The organism is Nostoc sp. 'Peltigera membranacea cyanobiont' 213, assembly GCF_002245975.1.
Taxonomy (GTDB): Bacteria; Cyanobacteriota; Cyanobacteriia; order Cyanobacteriales; family Nostocaceae; genus Nostoc.
Map to the genome: position 1 here is coordinate 17,872 of NZ_NOLI01000086.1, position 17,675 is coordinate 35,546.

The window sequence follows — 17,675 nt, forward strand, 5'->3', positions numbered from 1 at the left end:
TGGTGACAGAAAATCTCTGCCTTTGCATGAGTATCCATTCTCAAGAAGGCTGATAAATTCTGCTAGGCTTTCTGCTTAAATGGCTGTAAACCGTCTTTTTTAAAGGTTTAATGTGAATAGTCAACGCTCATTTATCGGTTTTATCGTCGCAGGTGCGATCGCATTGCTAATTGCGATCGCAGGCATTTACTGGTTTTTCGCCAAAAGTCCGGCTAACCTGATTGCTTCTACCTCCCAGCCTGGTGCAGCCATATTCGTGTCGAAACTATCTCCTGCAATGGTTTCATTGCTGGCCAATCCCGATCGGTTACAGGCGTTGGATCGTGAAGAGGAACTATCTAAACTCAAAACCAGTTTATTCGCCAAGAGTGGCATAGATTATAAACAAGACGTTCAACCCTGGTTAGGGAATGAAATTACATTAGCGATCGCCACCTTAGATATCGATCGGGACTCAGAAAATGGACAGCAGCCAGGGTATCTGTTAGCACTAGCAACCAAGCAACCAGAGAAAAGCCGCGAATTTCTCGAATTGTTGTTTTCCAAACGGGCGTTAGCTGGCGCAACCTTAGCTGTTGAACAATACAAAGGCGTAAAGCTGATTTCTGATAATCAACCAAAAGAGGATTTGCTTGCAGGTGCGGTTGTTGGTGAAGGCTTTGTGTTGTTTGCTAACGATCCGAAAGTGTTGCGAGATGCGATCAATAACGTCCAAGCACCCGATCTAAACTTGACTAGCTCCCCCGAATACCAAAAAGCTACCAAAGAACTACCTAAAGGGGGTTTAGCTGTCGCGTTCTTGAATCTTCCCGTTGTGGCAAAATGGCAAGGCTTAGAACTACCAGAACAACTTTATAACAGCCAAATTATTTCTCTGGCGTTGAATCCCAAAGGATTGCTAGCAGAAACCACCTTTTTGACTTCATCGGAAATTCTTTCTCCATCCTCGCCACTATCTAAACCTGTGGGAGCATTGCAGTATGTTCCAGCATCCGCAGGTTTGGCAATTTCCGGCTCAAATTTGAGTAATTTGGGTAACAGTGATTTAGCTAAACTTTGGAGACAAGCAACAGCTACTGTATATGGTTCTGGGGAAGATGTTGTTTCTCGGTTAGCAAAACCTTTGGTAGATGTTCAAAAACGCTGGGGGATAAACTTACCAGAGGATATTTTTAGCTGGGTACAAGGAGAATATGCCGTAGCATTGTTACCTGAGAAAGAGCAAGCAACACCTCATTGGGTTTTTGTAGTAGAAAAATCTGAGACTGTAGAACAAGGCGTTGCTCGATTAGATGCGATCGCATCATCCAATGGACTGAGCATTAATACCCTGACTATAGACAAGCAAGATAAGCAAAAAATCTCTGCTTGGACAGAGTTAACTACGGCGACTAAAAAAAGTGATGTTAAAGAGGGAGCATCTTTCACTATTGAAACAAAAGTGCGGGGATTGCATACAGCTTTAGGAAATTACGAAATTTTCACCTCTGACTTAGAAACTATGGATGAAATTCTTACAACTAAGGATAATAATTCCTTAATTGACAATCCTAATTTCAAAGATAGTATTGCTGCGATTCCTTTACCAAACCAAGGCTATATATATCTTGACTGGACAAAGAGCCAGAATTTGTTAGAGCGCCAAGTACCGATTCTCAAACTAGCGGAAGTTTTAGGTAAACCGTTTTTTGATAACTTGCGATCGCTCACAGTCAGCAGTTATGGAACTGACACGCGATCGCTCAAAGGTGGCGTTTTCTTCCAACTCAATAATTCCTGAGATTTTGATAAAAGCTCAAGTGCAGAAAGTTAAATAATTTTTAACTTTCTGCACTTTCTTAAATCATGATATTTATTTAGAGTTCCTATAGTGTTTACTATTTGTAATTTCTGGATAATTACTGGCTGCTAACCTAAGATTGTCTATCAAGTTGCGATAAATAGTATTATTTGAAATTTCATTAACAGCCTTGTAGTCTAGCTTTTGAATTTCATTATCCAAAATCTAAAATCCAAAATTGGTATAAATCATTAGTTTGGGAATTGTAGCTGCTGTTTATATCAAGAGAGAGCCTAGCAATTAGCTGCTTGTTTTAATAAACCTTCATTGTGGCACATTTTAATGTGGCACAACCAACTGAAATTTCACTGGAATTTTTTCATTAGAATATGTATATATCATTACTAATTTAACAGCCTGTTGGAGGGCTACTATGAAATACTGTCGCCCCCGACTTCAGTTTACCGGCGGCTGGTTGTTGGCTATACTTGCCACCATCACAGCTACCCCTGTAATAGCAGAGACAGCGAATTTTGGTAGTTTCAACTTATCAACAAACTTTAATCCAGCCCAAGGAATAGTACAGGGGTTTACAGGTGGTTCTTACTCATTGTCTGCCATCAGTAACCGCGATCGCGATCAAAAAGCATGTATAGGCTTTGCCGATCCCAATCCAGATCACATTATGGTTTTGGAAAAAGACTTTTCCCAACTGACAATACAAGTAGATAGCGGGGGAAGCGACACCACTTTAACGATCCAAGGCCCAGATCAAACTACGATTCGTTGCGGCGATGACACTGGTAAAAGCAAAGATGCTAGCGTTAGCGATCGCAACTGGAAAAGTGGCACTTATCGAATTTGGGTAGGTACATTTAATCCTGGGGTCAAGCGCGATTACACTCTGAGAGTAGAGCAGCAGTAATGGGGAGAGACGCGATTAATCGCGTCTGTACAAGAGTTAGGAGTTAAGTGATTAATAACTAATGCCCAATTCCCCATTCCCAATTTTTACGTGCAACACCTGAGAGGATAATATGGGAGAGTAGCTTGTTGTGCTTTCCGAGGGTGCTATCTCGTGCTATCTATACTGCGTGCTGACTTTCGTATCATATTTGAACGTGACCCAGCTGCCCGTAACTGGTTGGAAGTTTTATTTTGTTACCCTGGTTTGCAAGCCCTGCTATTCCATAGGCTGGCTCACTGGCTGTATACTGTTGGTCTTCCCTTTTTTCCTCGCCTGATTTCTCACGTGGCTCGGTTTTTGACTGGAATTGAAATCCACCCTGGTGCAGCAATTGGGCAAAGTGTGTTTATTGACCACGGTATGGGTGTAGTAATTGGTGAAACTGCGATCGTGGGAGACTATGCCCTAATTTATCAAGGTGTCACCCTTGGAGGTACTGGTAAAGAATGTGGTAAGCGCCATCCAACTGTGGGTGAAAACGTCGTAGTCGGCGCTGGAGCAAAGGTACTGGGCAATATCCAAATTGGTAATAATGTCCGTATTGGCGCTGGATCTGTTGTTCTCAGGGATGTCCCTTCAGACTGTACTGTGGTAGGGGTGCCTGGGCGCATCATGTATCGTTCTGGAGTTCGGGTTTCACCTCTTGAACACAATAACTTACCAGATTCAGAAGCTCAAGTAATTCGTGCTTTAGTAGACCGAATTGAGGCGTTGGAAGAACAAATACAAACTCTTCAGCGCACCAATTCTTCAGAAAAAACTCCTGTTTTAGTGGGTTGTTTAGCCACCAAAGAAGATGAGCCAACCCACGATACTCGCTGGTGCAACCTCAAAGATAAGACCATCCAGCAATTTCTAGATGGTGCTGGCATTTAGTTAAAAGTCAAGGGTTAAGGGTCAATCTTTTGACTCTTGACTAAATCACGGATTAATCGCTTCGCTAGTCCACTTTTGCTGGTTATTATGCTGGTCATTACGACAGTAAAGCCATCGATTTTGTGGTTCGCCGCGTAATTCTAAATGGTCTACTTGCACTGGTTCGAGTAGCAGTAGACAAAAATTAGGTACTGGCTCAATAGGATCGGGTGGTGATGGCTCAAAGGCCCCTGCTTCTTTGATTCTGGGTTTACCAGGATGGGGCCAAGCAAATTGTAAACGTGCAGCATCACTCAGTTCTTGCCAGATTGCGGTTCGGGCTGGGTGTAAATCCTGGTGAGAATCATCACTACTGACTAGGGTCAAATCGCCATTGATGCGGAATTGTTCTCGTGTATTGGGGAAGTACCAGCAAACTTCTGCCCAAGGTTGTTGCTGTATCTGGTCGGCTTTAGCGCTACGGATATCGGTGATAAATCTTAGCTGGTTTGTATCTTCTAGGAAGCCGCGAAAGACTAGGGTACGATTAGCGGGGCGACCGTTTGGCTGCACCGTTGCTAGTTGCAGGTAACGGGCATAAACAAGGCTGCGGTTCCGATGGAGTGCATGAGCGATCGCACCTCGCCAAGGAGCAAGAGACATTATACAATTCTGTTGATAATCTAAGTCCAGGTATTCCTGAACATACTACCATTTAGCGCTAGTCATTTCTAAAAGTTCTCTAAGGCTAAGAAGCTTTAAGATTCCACTGCTGTAATATATATGTAAATTCTTAATATAAATAACATCTAATGAGTTCCTTACCCCCTAATCGTGCTAATACCCTCAAAGCTGCTTTTCGTGTTTGTGATGTAGCTCCTCTGGTAACTAGTAAAGATATTGAACGTTATTATGTTAATTTATCAAAAGTTCGCAAGACAGAGGCAATTAAAAAAATTAAAACTCGCTTAGATTTTCTTGAACCCGCAGAATTTTGTAGCCTTCTATTTACTGGACATCGGGGATGTGGTAAAAGTACAGAATTAAGAAAGATTCAGCAAGAATGGGAATCTCAATATAAAGTTATTTATATTGAAGCAGATGCAGAACTAGATATACTAGACGCAGAATACACAGATTTATATTTGGTAATTATTAAAAAAGTTGCTGATGTTCTATACACATCAGAATTAAATTTTGATACAAAACTTTTAATTAATTTTGAATCTTGGTTTAAAGAAATTACTCAAGAAACTGAACAAACAGTTGAAAGGTCAGTAAGTCTTGGCGCTGAGGGTGAAGCAGGAATAAAGATTCCTTTTATATCAAAGCTCTTGGGTAAAATACAAGCTCAAATTAAAGGTGGTGACAAACAAAGAAAGACTGTTCGCCAGAATTTGCAAAAAGATATTGGCCGTTTACAAGCTGATATAAATTTGTTGTTGGGTGATGCTTTTGTCAAGCTTAAATCCAAATACCCGGAATATGAAAAAGGATTTCTAATTATTTTTGATAACTTAGATAGGGTTCCTCCCAATGTAGCTAAACATTTATTTTGTGATTACTCGTTTCAATTACAAAGTCTACATTGTACGATTATCTATACAGCGCCAATTTCTATAGTCTATTCTGAAAATAATTTGAGTAATTCCTTCGACACACCCAATATTGTGCCGATGGTCAATATATATGAGTTTGAACAAGACAAAAACGAGCTAGATTATAATGATGATGGGATAACAGCAATTGCGAGTTTAATTGAACAAAGAGTTGAAGTAGACGCAGTGTTTGAATCGCGTCAATTATTGGTAGATTTAGCGAAAGCAAGCGGCGGTCACATCCGTCAATTGATGCAAATAGCATCACAAGCATTTTTGACAGCAGCAACTCGCGATCGCGATCAAGTTACTGCCGATGATATTATTTATGCGATTAAGCAAGAGCAGTTTAATTTTGAGCGGAGTATCCCAACAGAATACTATTCTGCTTTGGCTGCGGTATATATTAATAAGGATGTTTCTAAAGATGAAATCGGCAGGTTAATGCTGTTCAGTCTTTGGGTTTTTGAGTACAACGGCAAAAATCGCTGGAATTATGTTAATCCAGTTGTGAGGCAAATCCATGCTTTCCAAGAAGCAGTCAAATCAGCCACAAATAACCCCTGAGTTGAATTTAAAAAAAGAAACTTTTGTGCAAATAAATCAGCAGTCATTAGCAGAACTGTTAACCTTTATTGATTTTGCTGATACTCAATTAACGATTGGGTTCGTTGCTGTTAACTTTGCTGAAGATAGGAATACTTTAATTGAAATCCTCAAAAATCATCCTCAATGTGATGATATTCAGTTTGAAATTCTCAATTTTGCCGATCCTAATTTGCGTTTTTTGAGGGATGAGATTGTTCGGGATTTAAAAGAAGTTGATTTAGAACCAGAGAAAAAATTAGTTTTAATTACCATCGGTTTAGAAAAGTCCATTGGTTTGTCTGGAGAATATCCCCCTGTACTGCAAGATTTAAACTTTGTGCGAGACGCTTTTAGTGATAGCGTTCCTCACCCTGTACTGATATTTTTGCCGGATCATGCACTAATGCGTTTGGCAAAATATGCCCCGGATTTTTGGGCGTGGAGAAAAGGAGTATTTTATTTTCAAACAGTCCAGTCTACTCAAGAGTTGGCTATTGAAAAAACTATTCAGTCTGAGAGAATATTAGAAAGTTTAGATTTACCAGAAAGGCAAGAGCGGATTGATTTACTTGAACGCTTGCTAATGGAACCATCAACTGATATACGCACCCGCATTAATATTTTGAAGGAGTTAGGGGTAGTTTATAGGAGTATTGGCGAGGTACAAAAAGCAGAAGATTTTTTGCTAAAAGCTTTGAAGTTGACTGAAGAAGATGAACATTTAGCAGGAATCAAAGCTAGCGTTCTCTACGAACTGGGTTGGATATATGATGATTTGGGAGAATGGGACAAAGCGATCGCACTCTACAATCAGTCCTTGGAAATAAATGAACGCATTGGTAATGTCCAAGGCAAAGCGGCGACGTTGCACTGCCTGGCAATTATCTACGCCAACAAAGGGGATGTGGATGAAGCGATCGCACTCTATAATCAGTCTTTGGAAATAGAAGAAAGCATTGGTGATGTCCAAGGCAAAGCAGCGACGTTGCACTGCCTGGCAATTATCTACGCCAACAAAGGGGATGTGGATGAAGCGATCGCACTCTATAATCAGTCTTTGGAAATAAAAGAACGCATTGGCAATGTCCAAGGCAAAGCGGCGACGTTGCACCAATTGGCAGGTATCTACGCCAAAAAAGGGGATGTGGATGAAGCGATCGCACTTTTCAATCAGTCTTTGGAAATAAAAGAACGCATTGGTGATGTCCAAGGTAAAGCAATGACTCTGTGGTGGTTAGGACATTTGGCAGAACAGCAGGGTGAATACACTAAAGCGATATCTTATTTGCAACCAGCTTTAGAAATTTTGCAGCGATTGAAGTCACCGGATGCTGAAAGTGTGAGTGCAAGTCTTGATAGAGTAATGGGTAATTCGTAATTCGTAATTACTGAAAGATTTTTGCCTCACGCAGAGGCGCACAGAAGAATGCAAAAGTGTAATTTAAGTAAATGAAAACTGCTGTAATGAGTCTTTGATACTCGCCGACGAGTGTTTGAACTTCATTCGTGAACCTCAGAGCTTCGTTAATGAACCTTTGAGCTTCATTCGTGAACCTTGGAACTTCGTTAATGAACCTTTGAGCTTCGTTCGTGAACCTCGGAGCTTCGCTCGTGAACCTTTGAGCTTCGTTCGTGAACCTTGAAACTTCGTTCGTGAACCTCAGAGCTTTGTTCGTGAACCTTTGAGCTTCGTTAATGAAGCTCAAAGGTTCATTAATGAACTTTGACAGCTATTTAGGTGAGAGAATCAGGATCTACACCAAGCGGTAAGTAGGTAGGCGTAATAAAATATAAGATCAAACCTCACCCTCAATCCCTCTCCTTAGTAAGGCTACGGTGTACACACTGTACAGGAGATCCCCCTAAATCCCCCTTAAAAAGGGGGACTTTAAGAGGCTTTTGCCCCCCAATTTATCGGGGGGTTGGGGGGATCAAAAGCTTATGAGGCAACTCTAGAAGACTTGTGTGTACACCGTAGCCTTAGTAAGGAGAGGGAAGCCGGAGGCAGGGTGAGGTTTTATATTTAATTTGATCCACTTACTTAGACTCTTTACTAATTCGTAATTCATATATGAAAACCTATGACTGGATTGTGGTTGGCGGTGGAATTGCGGGTGCTGCACTCGCTTATGAATTAGTCAAAACAGGTTTTGCTGTACTTTTGTTGGAGCAATATCAAACACCACAGAATGCAACTCGCTATAGTTATGGTGGGCTTGCTTATTGGTCGGGGAATACGCCACTAACTCGGCAATTGTGCGAAGATGCGATCGCGCGTTACCATATCCTATCTCAAGAGTTAGACGCTGATATCCAGTTTCGGGAATTAGATTTATTACTTACTATTTCAGCCGCTAATGACCCAGAAGCAACGGCTGCATCATATAATGATTCTGCCATTCCACCCCGTTTACTCAGTATCCAAGAAGCTTGTGAGTTGGAACCACTGCTAAATCCAGAGGCGATATCTGGTGCTTTAACTGTTAAACACGGTCATATTCACCCAGAAAAAACATCACTTGCTTACATCCAAGCCTTTCTGCGGGCTGGCGGTGAAATGCAGATTACCCAAGTTTTGCAAGTACTGCAAGATGGTGTAAAAACCACCACTGCAACTTTCCACAGCGCGAACGTTGTTATCTGTGCAGGTGGACTCAGCCGCCAACTACTAAAATCTGCTGGTATTCCCGTCAAGCTGTATTTTACCCATGCAGAAATCATTGAAACCCCACCTGTGGATGTGCAGTTACGCACCTTAGTTATGCCAGCGAATCAGCAACGTTTTCAATTAGAAGCTGAATCTTCTCAAGTTGATGAGTTGTGGGATGAAGTCGGTAATGAGTTAGTAGCACCGATTTTAGATGCGGGTGCGATTCAATTTCAAGATGGTAGTATCCGCATTGGTCAAATTAGCCGTGCGATCGCAGATCCTCATGCCAAGGTAAACTCAGAGTCAAGTGAAAAGTGGCTGCGAAAAAGTGTTGGTCAAGTTTTACCAGTATTGGGAAATTTACCAGGAACTTGGCATCATTGCTTGGTGGCATTTAGTAGCGATCGCCAGCCGTTGATTGGTACTATCCCAGGATTTGACAGCATTCATTTATTCTGGGGATTTAGCACTCCTTTGGTGATTATACCACCTTTAGCAAAGCGCTTTGCTAACTTTGCTTCTGGCAAGAAAGATGAAATTATTCTCCAGCTATCTCTTGATCATTGACAATAATTTCAGAAGACCGAGCTTAACAAAGATTAACATTGCAAAATTATTTTTTTGTTACAAAAATCATAGATTTTGTATAAGCAGTAACTTTTTACTAGTAAACTATCGCACTATCATCACATTTTAAAGTTTGATATTGTCAGCTTTCTATTAAGTTAGTTGATTCATCAAGAGGAAAATTAATCAAGATATGAGAAGACAATTTAACAGACGCAAGTTTTTAATCTACGGTTCTTTAACTTTTGGAAGCAGCTTTTTTATCAAAGCTTGCGCGAATAATTCCCCAACTGTTACAGAGAGTCCAGTCGCGTCTCCTGCTGCAACTCCTGCTGCAACTCCTGCTGCGGCTACTGCTGGTAACACCATCAAAGTAGGTATTTTGCACTCTCTGAGTGGTACGATGGCTATTAGTGAAAAAAGCGTTGTCGATGCTGAAAAATTAGCAATCAAGGAAATTAACGCTGCTGGTGGTATCTTAGGTAAACAAATTGAAGCAGTTACCGAAGATGGTGCTTCTAACTGGGATACTTTTAGAGAAAAAGCAACTAAGCTAATCGATCAAGATAAAGTTGCTGTAGTTTTTGGTTGCTGGACTTCTGCTAGTCGTAAAAATGTGAAGCCAGTATTCGAGAGCAAAAATCACATGCTCTGGTATCCTGTGCAATATGAAGGACAAGAGTGTTCTAAAAATATTTTCTACACTGGTGCTGCACCAAATCAACAAATTGAGCCATCTGTTGATTGGTTGTTGAAAAATAAAGGTAAAGAATTCTTTTTAGTTGGCTCTGACTATGTTTTTCCTCGCACTGCTAACACAATTATTAAAGCCCAATTAGAAGCGTTGGGCGGGAAAACAGTTGGTGAGGATTATTTACCTCTTGGCAACACAGAAGTTACACCTATCATTACTAAAATAAAACAAAGTTTGCCCAATGGTGGCGTGATTTACAATACCCTAAATGGCGATAGTAATGTTGCTTTCTTCAAACAATTAAAAGGGGCTGGATTGACACCAGAAAAATATCCCTCTATGTCTGTAAGTATTGCTGAAGAAGAAGTCAAAGCAATTGGTGTAGAGTATCTCAAAGGTCATTATGCTGCTTGGAACTATTTCCAAACAGTAGACACACCTGCTAATAAGAAGTTTGTTGCAGCTTTCAAGAAAGAATATGGTGAAAACCGGGTAACAAATGACCCAATGGAAGCAGCTTACATCGCCGTTTATTTGTGGAAGCAAGCAGTAGAAAAAGCTGGTACTACAGACATAGCGAAAGTCAGTGCTGCGGCTTATGGTCAAACTCTAGATGCACCTGAAGGTAAAGTGACAATGGGTGCTAATCATCATATATCCAAAATTGTGCGGATTGGTCAGGTTAGACAAGATGGTTTATTTGATATTGTCTATGCTACTCCTGCACCAGTTGAGCCAGTTCCTTGGAATCAATTTGTGAAAGAAACTAAAGGATTTTCTTGTGATTGGAGTGACCCTGCGAAGGGTGGTAAATACAAGAAAACTTAAAAAATTCGTAATTCGTAATTCGTAATTCGTAATTAACGATTACGAACTATCAGAAATAAGTAGGGTGTGTTACGGCTTTAGCCTAACGCACCATCTTAGATAGTTGTACGTTAGTTGCTCAATACCATAAGGTAATTCTAAATAACGCTGATTAGGGGAAATAAGTGTTAGCAGGATTCTTAGAAGCTGTATTTAACGGCATTAGTATTGGCGCTGTATTATTGATTGCGGCGTTGGGACTAGCCATTATATTTGGATTGATGGGTGTCATCAATATGGCGCATGGTGAATTAATGATGTTTGGGGCTTATACAACATTTGTTGTGCAAAATGTCTGTAAACAATTGGGCGGAGTGTGGTTTGAAGTCTATATATTTTTGGCTTTGATTATTGCTTTTATTTTCACGGCTGGTGTGGGATTAATTCTAGAAAGAGGCGTGATTCGTTATCTCTATGGACGGCCGTTAGAAACTCTCTTGGCAACTTGGGGAGTAAGTTTAATTTTTCAGCAGTTTGTTCGCAGTGTCAATTGGGTATTGATAATTGGCATAGCTATATTTTCTCTATTCTTTTTTGGAGGTTTATGGATTTTAAATTCCCGCACTGATTTGGGAAGAGTTCGTAACTGGATTGTGATGGTGATATTTTTATTATCGTTGGGTGTGACAATCACAACGGTAAATTTATTGAGTCAAACTTATCAGTTAGCAGTGACTCAACCTTGGTTTGGCGCTCAAAATGTAGATGTAACAGCACCGACTTGGTTACAAGCAGGGATATCTTTAGGTGGGGTGCAATTGCCCTTTGCTAGGTTATTTATTATCGCTTTAACGATAATCTGTGTGGCAGGAATTTATTTATTTTTACAACGTTCTAGCTGGGGTTTAAGAATTCGGGCTGTGACACAAAACCGGAGTATGAGTGCTTGTTTGGGTATCCCAACTCAAAAGGTTGATGCAATTACTTTTGCACTAGGTTCTGGTTTAGCTGGTGTGGCTGGATGTGCGATTAGTTTACTGGGTTCTGTAGGGCCGAATACGGGACAAAACTATATTATTGATACTTTTATGGTTGTTGTCGTTGGAGGTGTGGGTAATTTAGCCGGGACGATTTTGGCTGCTTTGGCTATTGGTACGGCTAATTTTTTAATTGGTTCTGGGACTCTGGCTTTGTTGTTTACTCCTGTTAAGCCTTTGGCTGATTTATTTACTTTTTTTGCAACAACGAGTATGGCGAAGGTAATGGTATTTGCGTTGATTATTGTGTTTTTGCAGTGGAAGCCTGGGGGGATTTTTCCGCAGAAGGGACGTACTGTTGATGTTTAAACGAACCGCAGAGACGCAGAGGATGCAGAGAATGAGGAGGAGGGGAGGAGGGTTATTAATTGAGGTGGGGGTGGTGGTTGCGATCGCACTCTTCCTTATAATTATTATGCCAATGGTGCTGTCAGAGTTTCGCCTGAATTTGTTGGGGCGATTTTTGTCGCTGGCGATCGCAGCTTTGGGTATCGATTTGATTTGGGGGTATACTGGTTTATTGAGTTTGGGACATGGTATTTTCTTTGGTTTAGGTGGATATGCGATCGCAATGTACCTAAAACTCCAAGTCCCTAGTGGAGAATTGCCTGATTTCATGGGGCTTTATGGGGTTACAGAACTTCCCGCCTTTTGGCAACCTTTTTATTCTTTTCCTTTGACAATAGCTTTGGTGGTACTAATTCCAGGGTTATTGGCGGGATTGTTAGGATATTTGGTTTTCCGAAATCGTCTCAAGGGAGTTTATTTTTCCATCTTGACTCAGGCGGGAACTATTGTATTTTTCAACTTCTTTAACGGTCAACAACAATTTTTCAACGGTACGAATGGACTGATAGATTTTACAACTTTGTTTGGGGCAACGGTCAGCGATGCCAAAACACAGTTTGTTTTCTACACGCTGACGGTAGTGTTTCTCGCAATCACCTACGGAATTTGTCGCTGGTTGACAACTGGACGCTTTGGGAGGTTGTTGATAGCGATTCGGGATGATGAAAGTCGGGTAAGATTTTCTGGCTATGACCCTACAGATTTTAAGGTGCTGGTGTTTGCAGTTTCAGGTGCGATCGCAGGTATAGCAGGAGCATTTTACACCATTCAAAGTGGTTCTGTATCACCTAGAGCAATGGATATTGCCTTTTCGATTGAAATGGTGATTTGGGTTGCTGTAGGCGGACGCGCTACTTTAATTGGCGCAATTGTCGGAACTTTGTTGGTAAATTATGCCCGCACTTTTTTAAGCGAACAGTTTGCTGAAATCTGGCTATTTTTCCAAGGCGCACTATTTTTGATAGTCGTCACAGTGCTTCCTGACGGCATAGTGGGATGGTTGCGTAGTCAGAATATTTCTCTTTTCAACCGCCGTCAAGAAATTTCTACATATCCCACCTTGGAAGAAGACCCTGAAGTGCAACATGAACGCGAAAATATTGGAAACTGAAAACGTAACTGTTAGTTTTGACGGTTTTAAGGCTTTAAACCAGCTTAACTTTAGTATGGATGTAGGTGAATTACGAGTAGTAATTGGCCCCAATGGTGCGGGGAAGACAACGTTTCTGGATGTGATTACGGGAAAAGTTCAACCAACCGTGGGGCGAGTTTTATTCAAAGGAAGAAACCTACGTTCTTTACCTGAATATAAAATTGCCCGATTGGGAATTGGACGCAAGTTTCAAACACCCCGAATTTACTTAAACTTAACGCCCCGCGAAAATCTAGAAATTACTAGTAACAAGAAGAAAAATGCATTTTCTACTTTGTTTGAACATTCTAATGCTATTGAAAAAAATAATATTAAAGGATTGTTAGAAACCATCGGTTTAACTCCAAAAGCCGATATTAGAGCAGGTTTACTTTCTCACGGCGAAAAGCAGCGTTTAGAAATTGGGATGTTAGTAGCACAATCACCTGATTTATTACTCGTTGATGAACCAGCTGCGGGCTTAACAGATGAAGAAACTTATAACATTGGCGAACTGCTTTTAGCACTAGCGCAAAGCCATTCTATTTTAGTTATTGAACACGATATGGAATTTGTACGTCAAATTGCTAATAAAGTAACAGTGTTACATGAAGGTTCGGTGCTGTGTGAAGGAAATTTTGAGGAAGTGCAAAATGACTCTCGTGTGATTGAAGTATATCTAGGAAAACAGGAAGAATAAAAATCTTCCCAGATTGCTATTTTCCTGACTTTCTGGTGGCATCTCGACTAGTTCTCCATCCACCAACTCATAGCGCGTGTGTCTGTACCATCGTCATAGGTAAGATACTCTTCAAAGGTCAGCAGTTTTTGGGTTTTCGTCATTTGCTTTACCTTCTTACCTTAGACAGACTATCACATACTGTAGATATACTATAGTCACAAGCTTAGTGTATGAGGAAATATGAGGTTTAATGTAACGGTTGATCGTGATGAAGATGGTGCATGGATTGTAGAGTGCCCCAGTATTCCGGGTTGTGTGAGTCAAGGTCAGACTAAGAAAGAAGCACTAGAAAATATCAAAGATGCAATAGCTGCTTGTCTACAAGTTCGTGCCGAGCGCGGTTTGCCACTTACGATAGAGACTCACCAAGTAGAGGTTGTGGCTTAGTTATGGCCTCTGCTATTCCTGTTCTTAACGGACGTGAAGTTGTTCGTGTGTTTGAGTCATTTGGTTGGGAAGTTGCACGCCAAAGTGGAAGCCATATAATTCTGGTTAAAGAAGGAGAGTTAGCCACACTATCTGTTCCTGAGCATCGTGAAGTAGCGAAAGGAACATTGCGAAGTTTGATTCGCACTGCGGGGCTGACAGTGAGCGAGTTTGTTTCTGCAATTTGAGTGGATTATGACTTTATCATATTGAGGTTATTGGACAAAAGCATAACAAATAAATTTTTCTTTTTGCCTCTGCGTTAAATTTTAATATCTACGTAATCTATAATGCTAAAAATCTCTAACCTTGATGTTTACTACGGCGAAAGCCATATACTCCGCAATGTAGATTTAAGCGTACCATCCGGGCAAATGATATGCCTGATTGGACGCAATGGGGTAGGAAAATCTACATTACTCAAAACAATTATGGGTTTACTCAAACCCCGTAGCGGTACAATTAACTTAGCTGGAGAATTAATCAATTCCAAATCTCCCGACCAAAGGGCGAAATTAGGGATTGGTTATGTTCCACAAGGGCGAGAAATTATTCCCCGTTTGACAGTCAAAGAAAATCTGCTGCTGGGGTTGGAAGCTAGACGCAAACCAGTAAAAAAAGCTGAAATTCCAGAGGAAGTTTTTAGCTTATTCCCAGTCTTAAAAACCATGCTTTCGCGGATGGGTGGAGATTTGAGTGGGGGACAGCAGCAACAATTAGCGATCGCTCGTGCTTTAATGGGAGAACCTCAATTACTCGTCTTAGATGAACCCACTGAAGGTATTCAACCCTCCATCATCCTCGAAATTGAAGCCGCAGTCCGTCGCATTGTCGAAACCACAGGTATTTCAGTTTTATTGGTAGAGCAACATTTGCACTTTGTCCGTCAGGCTGATTACTATTACGCCATGCAAAAAGGCGGTATTGTCGCCTCCGGTTCCACATCTGAACTCAGCCAAGATGTGATTCAACGCTTCTTAGCTGTTTAATTTGGGAGATTTCTATATCAATAGTATCGGAAGCAATCAAATCTGTGGCTTCTTGTAAAAGCTCATTTTGTTCCTTTTGTATTGCTTCCAAGCGACTAGAAATTTCTGCTAATCGCTGTTGTTTATTTGGTTGAAAATTTTCCGGTAGTAAAGTTAGCAAATTATCAGTTGTTTTAGTCGCTGTAAGTTTTTGAACTGCAAAACTTCCAACTTTAGCTAAGGATAAAAAACTAACTTTAATCAAAGCCTGAAGTAATTTTAACGGAACTTGGAGTATTGACCAACTAGCTGTTTCAATTAAGCGGACAATTGCTCTGATGATGCTCCAAAGTAGAGCAAGTGCAAACAGAAGAATTATTACACTAATAATTGGATGATTAGCTCCCCAACCTAGTATTTGAACTAACCGAAAAAATATTGGGTGTTGTGTTAGCCAATCACTTGCAGAAGATGCCATTGCATCTTTAACTGCTCCTGATGTTGTATTTTTAAATTGCTCTGCTGTTTGCCAAGTTTGCTCTAAACTTGTCGTAACTGTCTCAATTGCCTTATCAGTTGTGGTAGTGGCTGTTGTCTTCAAAGACTCCCCAACTTGTTGTGCTGAGTTACTTAGAGAGTTAACATTTCCACCGACAAAATCTTTCACATTTTGCAAGCGTTGTAAAACTCCATTAGGCAAATGTATGTCTATTTGAGATGCCATAAAATATTTCACCAAGGTTGAAATCTAACCCTTAACTCATCTTTGGGGTGATTGCTAGGAAAGAACACTGTTTCTAAACTTTGATTGGGTAATATCTCCCAATGATAATTGCGTAGAAGGTGAGTAGCAATAATCTTCATTTCCATTATGGCCAAGGTGCTACCTTATCTACACTTCTCTCTCTAACTCGAAGCACTAGTATAAAACCGCAACGCAAACCGCCAAAACCAAGTAGAAGCAAAAAACAGCGCTACTGCTAATATAGCCGCACCTATTAACCAGCTAATTTCACTGCGACCCAGTAATACCTGGGCTGGGACTGTAGTTAAAAAAGCTACTGGCATCACAAAGGTGAAGAAAAAGCGGTAAGCAGTGGGATATGCTGCGATGGGATATCGTCCAGCTTCTAGCAAACCACGCAGCACTTCGGTAGCGTTGTATATTTTAACGAACCAAATACTCATCGATCCCAGCATAAACCACAGGCTGTATAAAATCACAAAGCTGAACAACAACGGCACTACACCAAGTAGATAACCGTTTATCCCTGCACCAAGGCGTTTACCTGCATAGCCAATAATAATACAACCAAAAATTATATCGGGCAGTCCCCAAGGTGAAAGGGTATGAGTGGAAAGCCAAAACTGACTGCGGATAGGTTTTAACAATATAAAGTCTAAAGTGCCTTCTTGGACATGGCGGACAATGCGATTCAAGTTCGACGCTAGAAAAGTTGCAGAAAATCCCTGTAGTAAGGTAAAAATTCCTAGAACTACTAAAGCTGCTTCCCATGTCCAGCCACTAAAAGTATAGCCAGTGCGGTAAAACAAGAATAGTCCAAAAAGGCTACCCGCAAGATTTCCCAAGCTGGTGAGGGTAGCAATGAAAAAGTTAACACGATACTCTAACTCAGATGCGATCGCAGCACCCCAAAATAATCTTAGTACTTTCAAATATCTTCCCATTCTGCACCCCTAACCCAAAATGTGCCATCTGTCACTATATTTCTAAAGATTACACAATAACTTTACGTAATTTTAATATTACTTTTTATTCAGGAAAATTGCTGAACGTTAAGATATTTTAGGCTTATTGTTTAACGGTAAAAGATTTTATGCATTTAAATTTACCAGACCTAATTACAAAAATTGGCTACTTTGGGGTATGGGCAATTGTCTTTGCAGAATCTGGCTTGCTAATTGGTTTTTTTCTGCCGGGAGATAGTTTACTATTTACTGCTGGATTCCTCGCATCTGTTCCAGAACCCGTATTTAACATTTGGGTTCTGATTTTTGGTTCTTTTGTTTGTGCAGTCCTTGGTGATAATGTTGGCTACACTACGGGATACAGATTTGGCAGAAAGTTATTTCAGAAAGAAGATTCATGGTTGTTTCATAAAAAACACCTGGTAAAAACCCAGAATTTTTATGACAAGCATGGCAAAAAAACTCTAGTTTTGGCGAGGTTTACACCGATTATTCGCACTTTTGCGCCGATTGTGGCTGGGATTGGTGCAATGCATTATCGGACATTTCTTTCTTACAACTTAATTGGTGGCTTTCTTTGGACATTCGGCATCACTATCTTAGGATTTTTCTTAGGAAAATCTCTGCCACCTGAACAAGTAGATAAGTATTTGTTACCAATTATTGGAGCAATTATAGTGATTTCTTTACTGCCATCAATGATTCATGTAATCCAAGAAAATAGAGCAAACAAAGGTTGAAGTATTTTTAGGATTTTGTATAAATATTATAGCGTTTCCTAATCACATGAGGTACATCATAGTCCC

Annotated in this window: 17 protein-coding genes; 14 read left to right on the top strand and 3 right to left on the bottom strand. The window is 40.5% G+C overall.

The window, feature by feature from the left end:
• Positions 1-112 precede the first annotated feature (112 nt).
• The 3 genes from CDG77_RS21560 (at position 113) to cysE (ending at position 3,623) form a co-directional block, all read left to right on the top strand.
• Positions 113-1,780 carry a DUF3352 domain-containing protein gene (locus CDG77_RS21560; protein WP_094331370.1) on the top strand — a complete coding sequence of 556 codons (1,668 nt, stop codon included), beginning with the start codon at positions 113-115 and terminating at the stop codon, positions 1,778-1,780.
• Positions 1,781-2,213: 433 nt separating this feature from the next.
• Positions 2,214-2,705 carry a hypothetical protein gene (locus tag CDG77_RS21565; protein WP_094331371.1) on the top strand — a complete coding sequence of 164 codons (492 nt, stop codon included), beginning with the start codon at positions 2,214-2,216 and terminating at the stop codon, positions 2,703-2,705.
• Between the two features lie 153 nt (positions 2,706-2,858).
• The gene (gene cysE, locus CDG77_RS21570; RefSeq protein ID WP_094331372.1) at positions 2,859-3,623 is read left to right on the top strand and encodes a serine O-acetyltransferase; all 765 of its coding nucleotides are present in this window, start codon (positions 2,859-2,861) and stop codon (positions 3,621-3,623) included.
• A 45-nt stretch (positions 3,624-3,668) separates the two neighbouring features.
• Here cysE and CDG77_RS21575 read toward each other — a convergent pair whose 3' ends face one another.
• Positions 3,669-4,265 (bottom strand): Npun_F5749 family FMN-dependent PPOX-type flavoprotein, encoded by a 597-nt coding sequence (locus tag CDG77_RS21575; protein ID WP_094331373.1) that lies wholly within the window; start codon positions 4,263-4,265, stop codon positions 3,669-3,671.
• A gap of 149 nt (positions 4,266-4,414) precedes the next feature.
• Between CDG77_RS21575 and CDG77_RS21580 the strand changes: the two genes are divergently transcribed.
• The 10 genes from CDG77_RS21580 to urtE all read left to right on the top strand — a co-directional run bounded on the left by CDG77_RS21580 (position 4,415) and on the right by urtE (position 15,180).
• The gene (locus CDG77_RS21580; RefSeq protein WP_094331374.1) at positions 4,415-5,767 is read left to right on the top strand and encodes an ATP-binding protein; all 1,353 of its coding nucleotides are present in this window, start codon (positions 4,415-4,417) and stop codon (positions 5,765-5,767) included.
• Positions 5,724-7,166, top strand: a complete 1,443-nt coding sequence (locus CDG77_RS37780) for a tetratricopeptide repeat protein (protein ID WP_223269911.1) — start codon at positions 5,724-5,726, stop codon at positions 7,164-7,166. The genes CDG77_RS21580 and CDG77_RS37780 overlap by 44 nt, the downstream gene beginning before the upstream one ends.
• Before the next feature lie 693 nt (positions 7,167-7,859).
• On the top strand, positions 7,860-9,005 hold the full coding sequence (locus CDG77_RS21600) for an NAD(P)/FAD-dependent oxidoreductase (protein WP_094331376.1): 1,146 nt from the start codon (positions 7,860-7,862) through the stop codon (positions 9,003-9,005).
• A 193-nt stretch (positions 9,006-9,198) separates the two neighbouring features.
• Complete coding sequence (urtA, locus tag CDG77_RS21605; RefSeq protein WP_094331377.1) at positions 9,199-10,527, top strand: urea ABC transporter substrate-binding protein; 1,329 nt, start codon at positions 9,199-9,201, stop codon at positions 10,525-10,527.
• A 164-nt stretch (positions 10,528-10,691) separates the two neighbouring features.
• A complete protein-coding gene (locus CDG77_RS21610; protein WP_094331378.1) occupies positions 10,692-11,852 on the top strand; it encodes an ABC transporter permease subunit in 1,161 nt (386 codons plus the stop codon).
• A gap of 31 nt (positions 11,853-11,883) precedes the next feature.
• On the top strand, positions 11,884-13,002 hold the full coding sequence (gene urtC, locus CDG77_RS21615) for an urea ABC transporter permease subunit UrtC (protein ID WP_442946434.1): 1,119 nt from the start codon (positions 11,884-11,886) through the stop codon (positions 13,000-13,002).
• Positions 12,977-13,723: an urea ABC transporter ATP-binding protein UrtD gene (gene urtD, locus CDG77_RS21620; RefSeq protein WP_094331379.1), complete on the top strand. Its 747-nt coding sequence runs from the start codon at positions 12,977-12,979 to the stop codon at positions 13,721-13,723. The genes urtC and urtD overlap by 26 nt, the downstream gene beginning before the upstream one ends.
• 222 nt (positions 13,724-13,945) lie before the next feature.
• Positions 13,946-14,152: a type II toxin-antitoxin system HicB family antitoxin gene (locus tag CDG77_RS21630; RefSeq protein ID WP_094331380.1), complete on the top strand. Its 207-nt coding sequence runs from the start codon at positions 13,946-13,948 to the stop codon at positions 14,150-14,152.
• A gap of 2 nt (positions 14,153-14,154) precedes the next feature.
• Positions 14,155-14,379 carry a type II toxin-antitoxin system HicA family toxin gene (locus tag CDG77_RS21635; protein WP_094331382.1) on the top strand — a complete coding sequence of 75 codons (225 nt, stop codon included), beginning with the start codon at positions 14,155-14,157 and terminating at the stop codon, positions 14,377-14,379.
• 102 nt (positions 14,380-14,481) lie between these two features.
• Positions 14,482-15,180 (top strand): urea ABC transporter ATP-binding subunit UrtE, encoded by a 699-nt coding sequence (urtE, locus tag CDG77_RS21640; RefSeq protein WP_094331383.1) that lies wholly within the window; start codon positions 14,482-14,484, stop codon positions 15,178-15,180.
• Here the strand turns inward: urtE and CDG77_RS21645 are convergent.
• Complete coding sequence (locus tag CDG77_RS21645) at positions 15,143-15,883, bottom strand: hypothetical protein (RefSeq protein ID WP_094331384.1); 741 nt, start codon at positions 15,881-15,883, stop codon at positions 15,143-15,145. The two genes, urtE and CDG77_RS21645, sit on opposite strands and share 38 nt — an antisense overlap.
• A gap of 182 nt (positions 15,884-16,065) precedes the next feature.
• Entirely contained in the window at positions 16,066-16,848 is a 783-nt protein-coding gene (locus CDG77_RS21650) for an ABC transporter permease (RefSeq protein ID WP_094331386.1), read from the bottom strand.
• A gap of 149 nt (positions 16,849-16,997) precedes the next feature.
• On the opposite strand from CDG77_RS21650, the gene CDG77_RS21655 reads away from it, so the two are divergent.
• Complete coding sequence (locus tag CDG77_RS21655; RefSeq protein ID WP_094331387.1) at positions 16,998-17,609, top strand: DedA family protein; 612 nt, start codon at positions 16,998-17,000, stop codon at positions 17,607-17,609.
• Positions 17,610-17,675 lie beyond the last annotated feature (66 nt).

Coding starts and splice junctions, on each gene's coding strand:
- urtD (WP_094331379.1), top strand. CDS start 12,977: ATGAACGCGAAAATATTGGAAACTGAAAACGTAACTGTTAGTTTTGAC.
- urtC (WP_442946434.1), top strand. CDS start 11,884: ATGAGGAGGAGGGGAGGAGGGTTATTAATTGAGGTGGGGGTGGTGGTT.
- CDG77_RS21655 (WP_094331387.1), top strand. CDS start 16,998: ATGCATTTAAATTTACCAGACCTAATTACAAAAATTGGCTACTTTGGG.
- CDG77_RS21600 (WP_094331376.1), top strand. CDS start 7,860: ATGAAAACCTATGACTGGATTGTGGTTGGCGGTGGAATTGCGGGTGCT.
- CDG77_RS21580 (WP_094331374.1), top strand. CDS start 4,415: ATGAGTTCCTTACCCCCTAATCGTGCTAATACCCTCAAAGCTGCTTTT.
- urtA (WP_094331377.1), top strand. CDS start 9,199: ATGAGAAGACAATTTAACAGACGCAAGTTTTTAATCTACGGTTCTTTA.
- CDG77_RS21630 (WP_094331380.1), top strand. CDS start 13,946: ATGAGGTTTAATGTAACGGTTGATCGTGATGAAGATGGTGCATGGATT.
- CDG77_RS37780 (WP_223269911.1), top strand. CDS start 5,724: ATGCTTTCCAAGAAGCAGTCAAATCAGCCACAAATAACCCCTGAGTTG.
- urtE (WP_094331383.1), top strand. CDS start 14,482: ATGCTAAAAATCTCTAACCTTGATGTTTACTACGGCGAAAGCCATATA.
- CDG77_RS21645 (WP_094331384.1), bottom strand. CDS start 15,883: ATGGCATCTCAAATAGACATACATTTGCCTAATGGAGTTTTACAACGC.
- CDG77_RS21635 (WP_094331382.1), top strand. CDS start 14,155: ATGGCCTCTGCTATTCCTGTTCTTAACGGACGTGAAGTTGTTCGTGTG.
- CDG77_RS21650 (WP_094331386.1), bottom strand. CDS start 16,848: ATGGGAAGATATTTGAAAGTACTAAGATTATTTTGGGGTGCTGCGATC.
- CDG77_RS21575 (WP_094331373.1), bottom strand. CDS start 4,265: ATGTCTCTTGCTCCTTGGCGAGGTGCGATCGCTCATGCACTCCATCGG.
- CDG77_RS21565 (WP_094331371.1), top strand. CDS start 2,214: ATGAAATACTGTCGCCCCCGACTTCAGTTTACCGGCGGCTGGTTGTTG.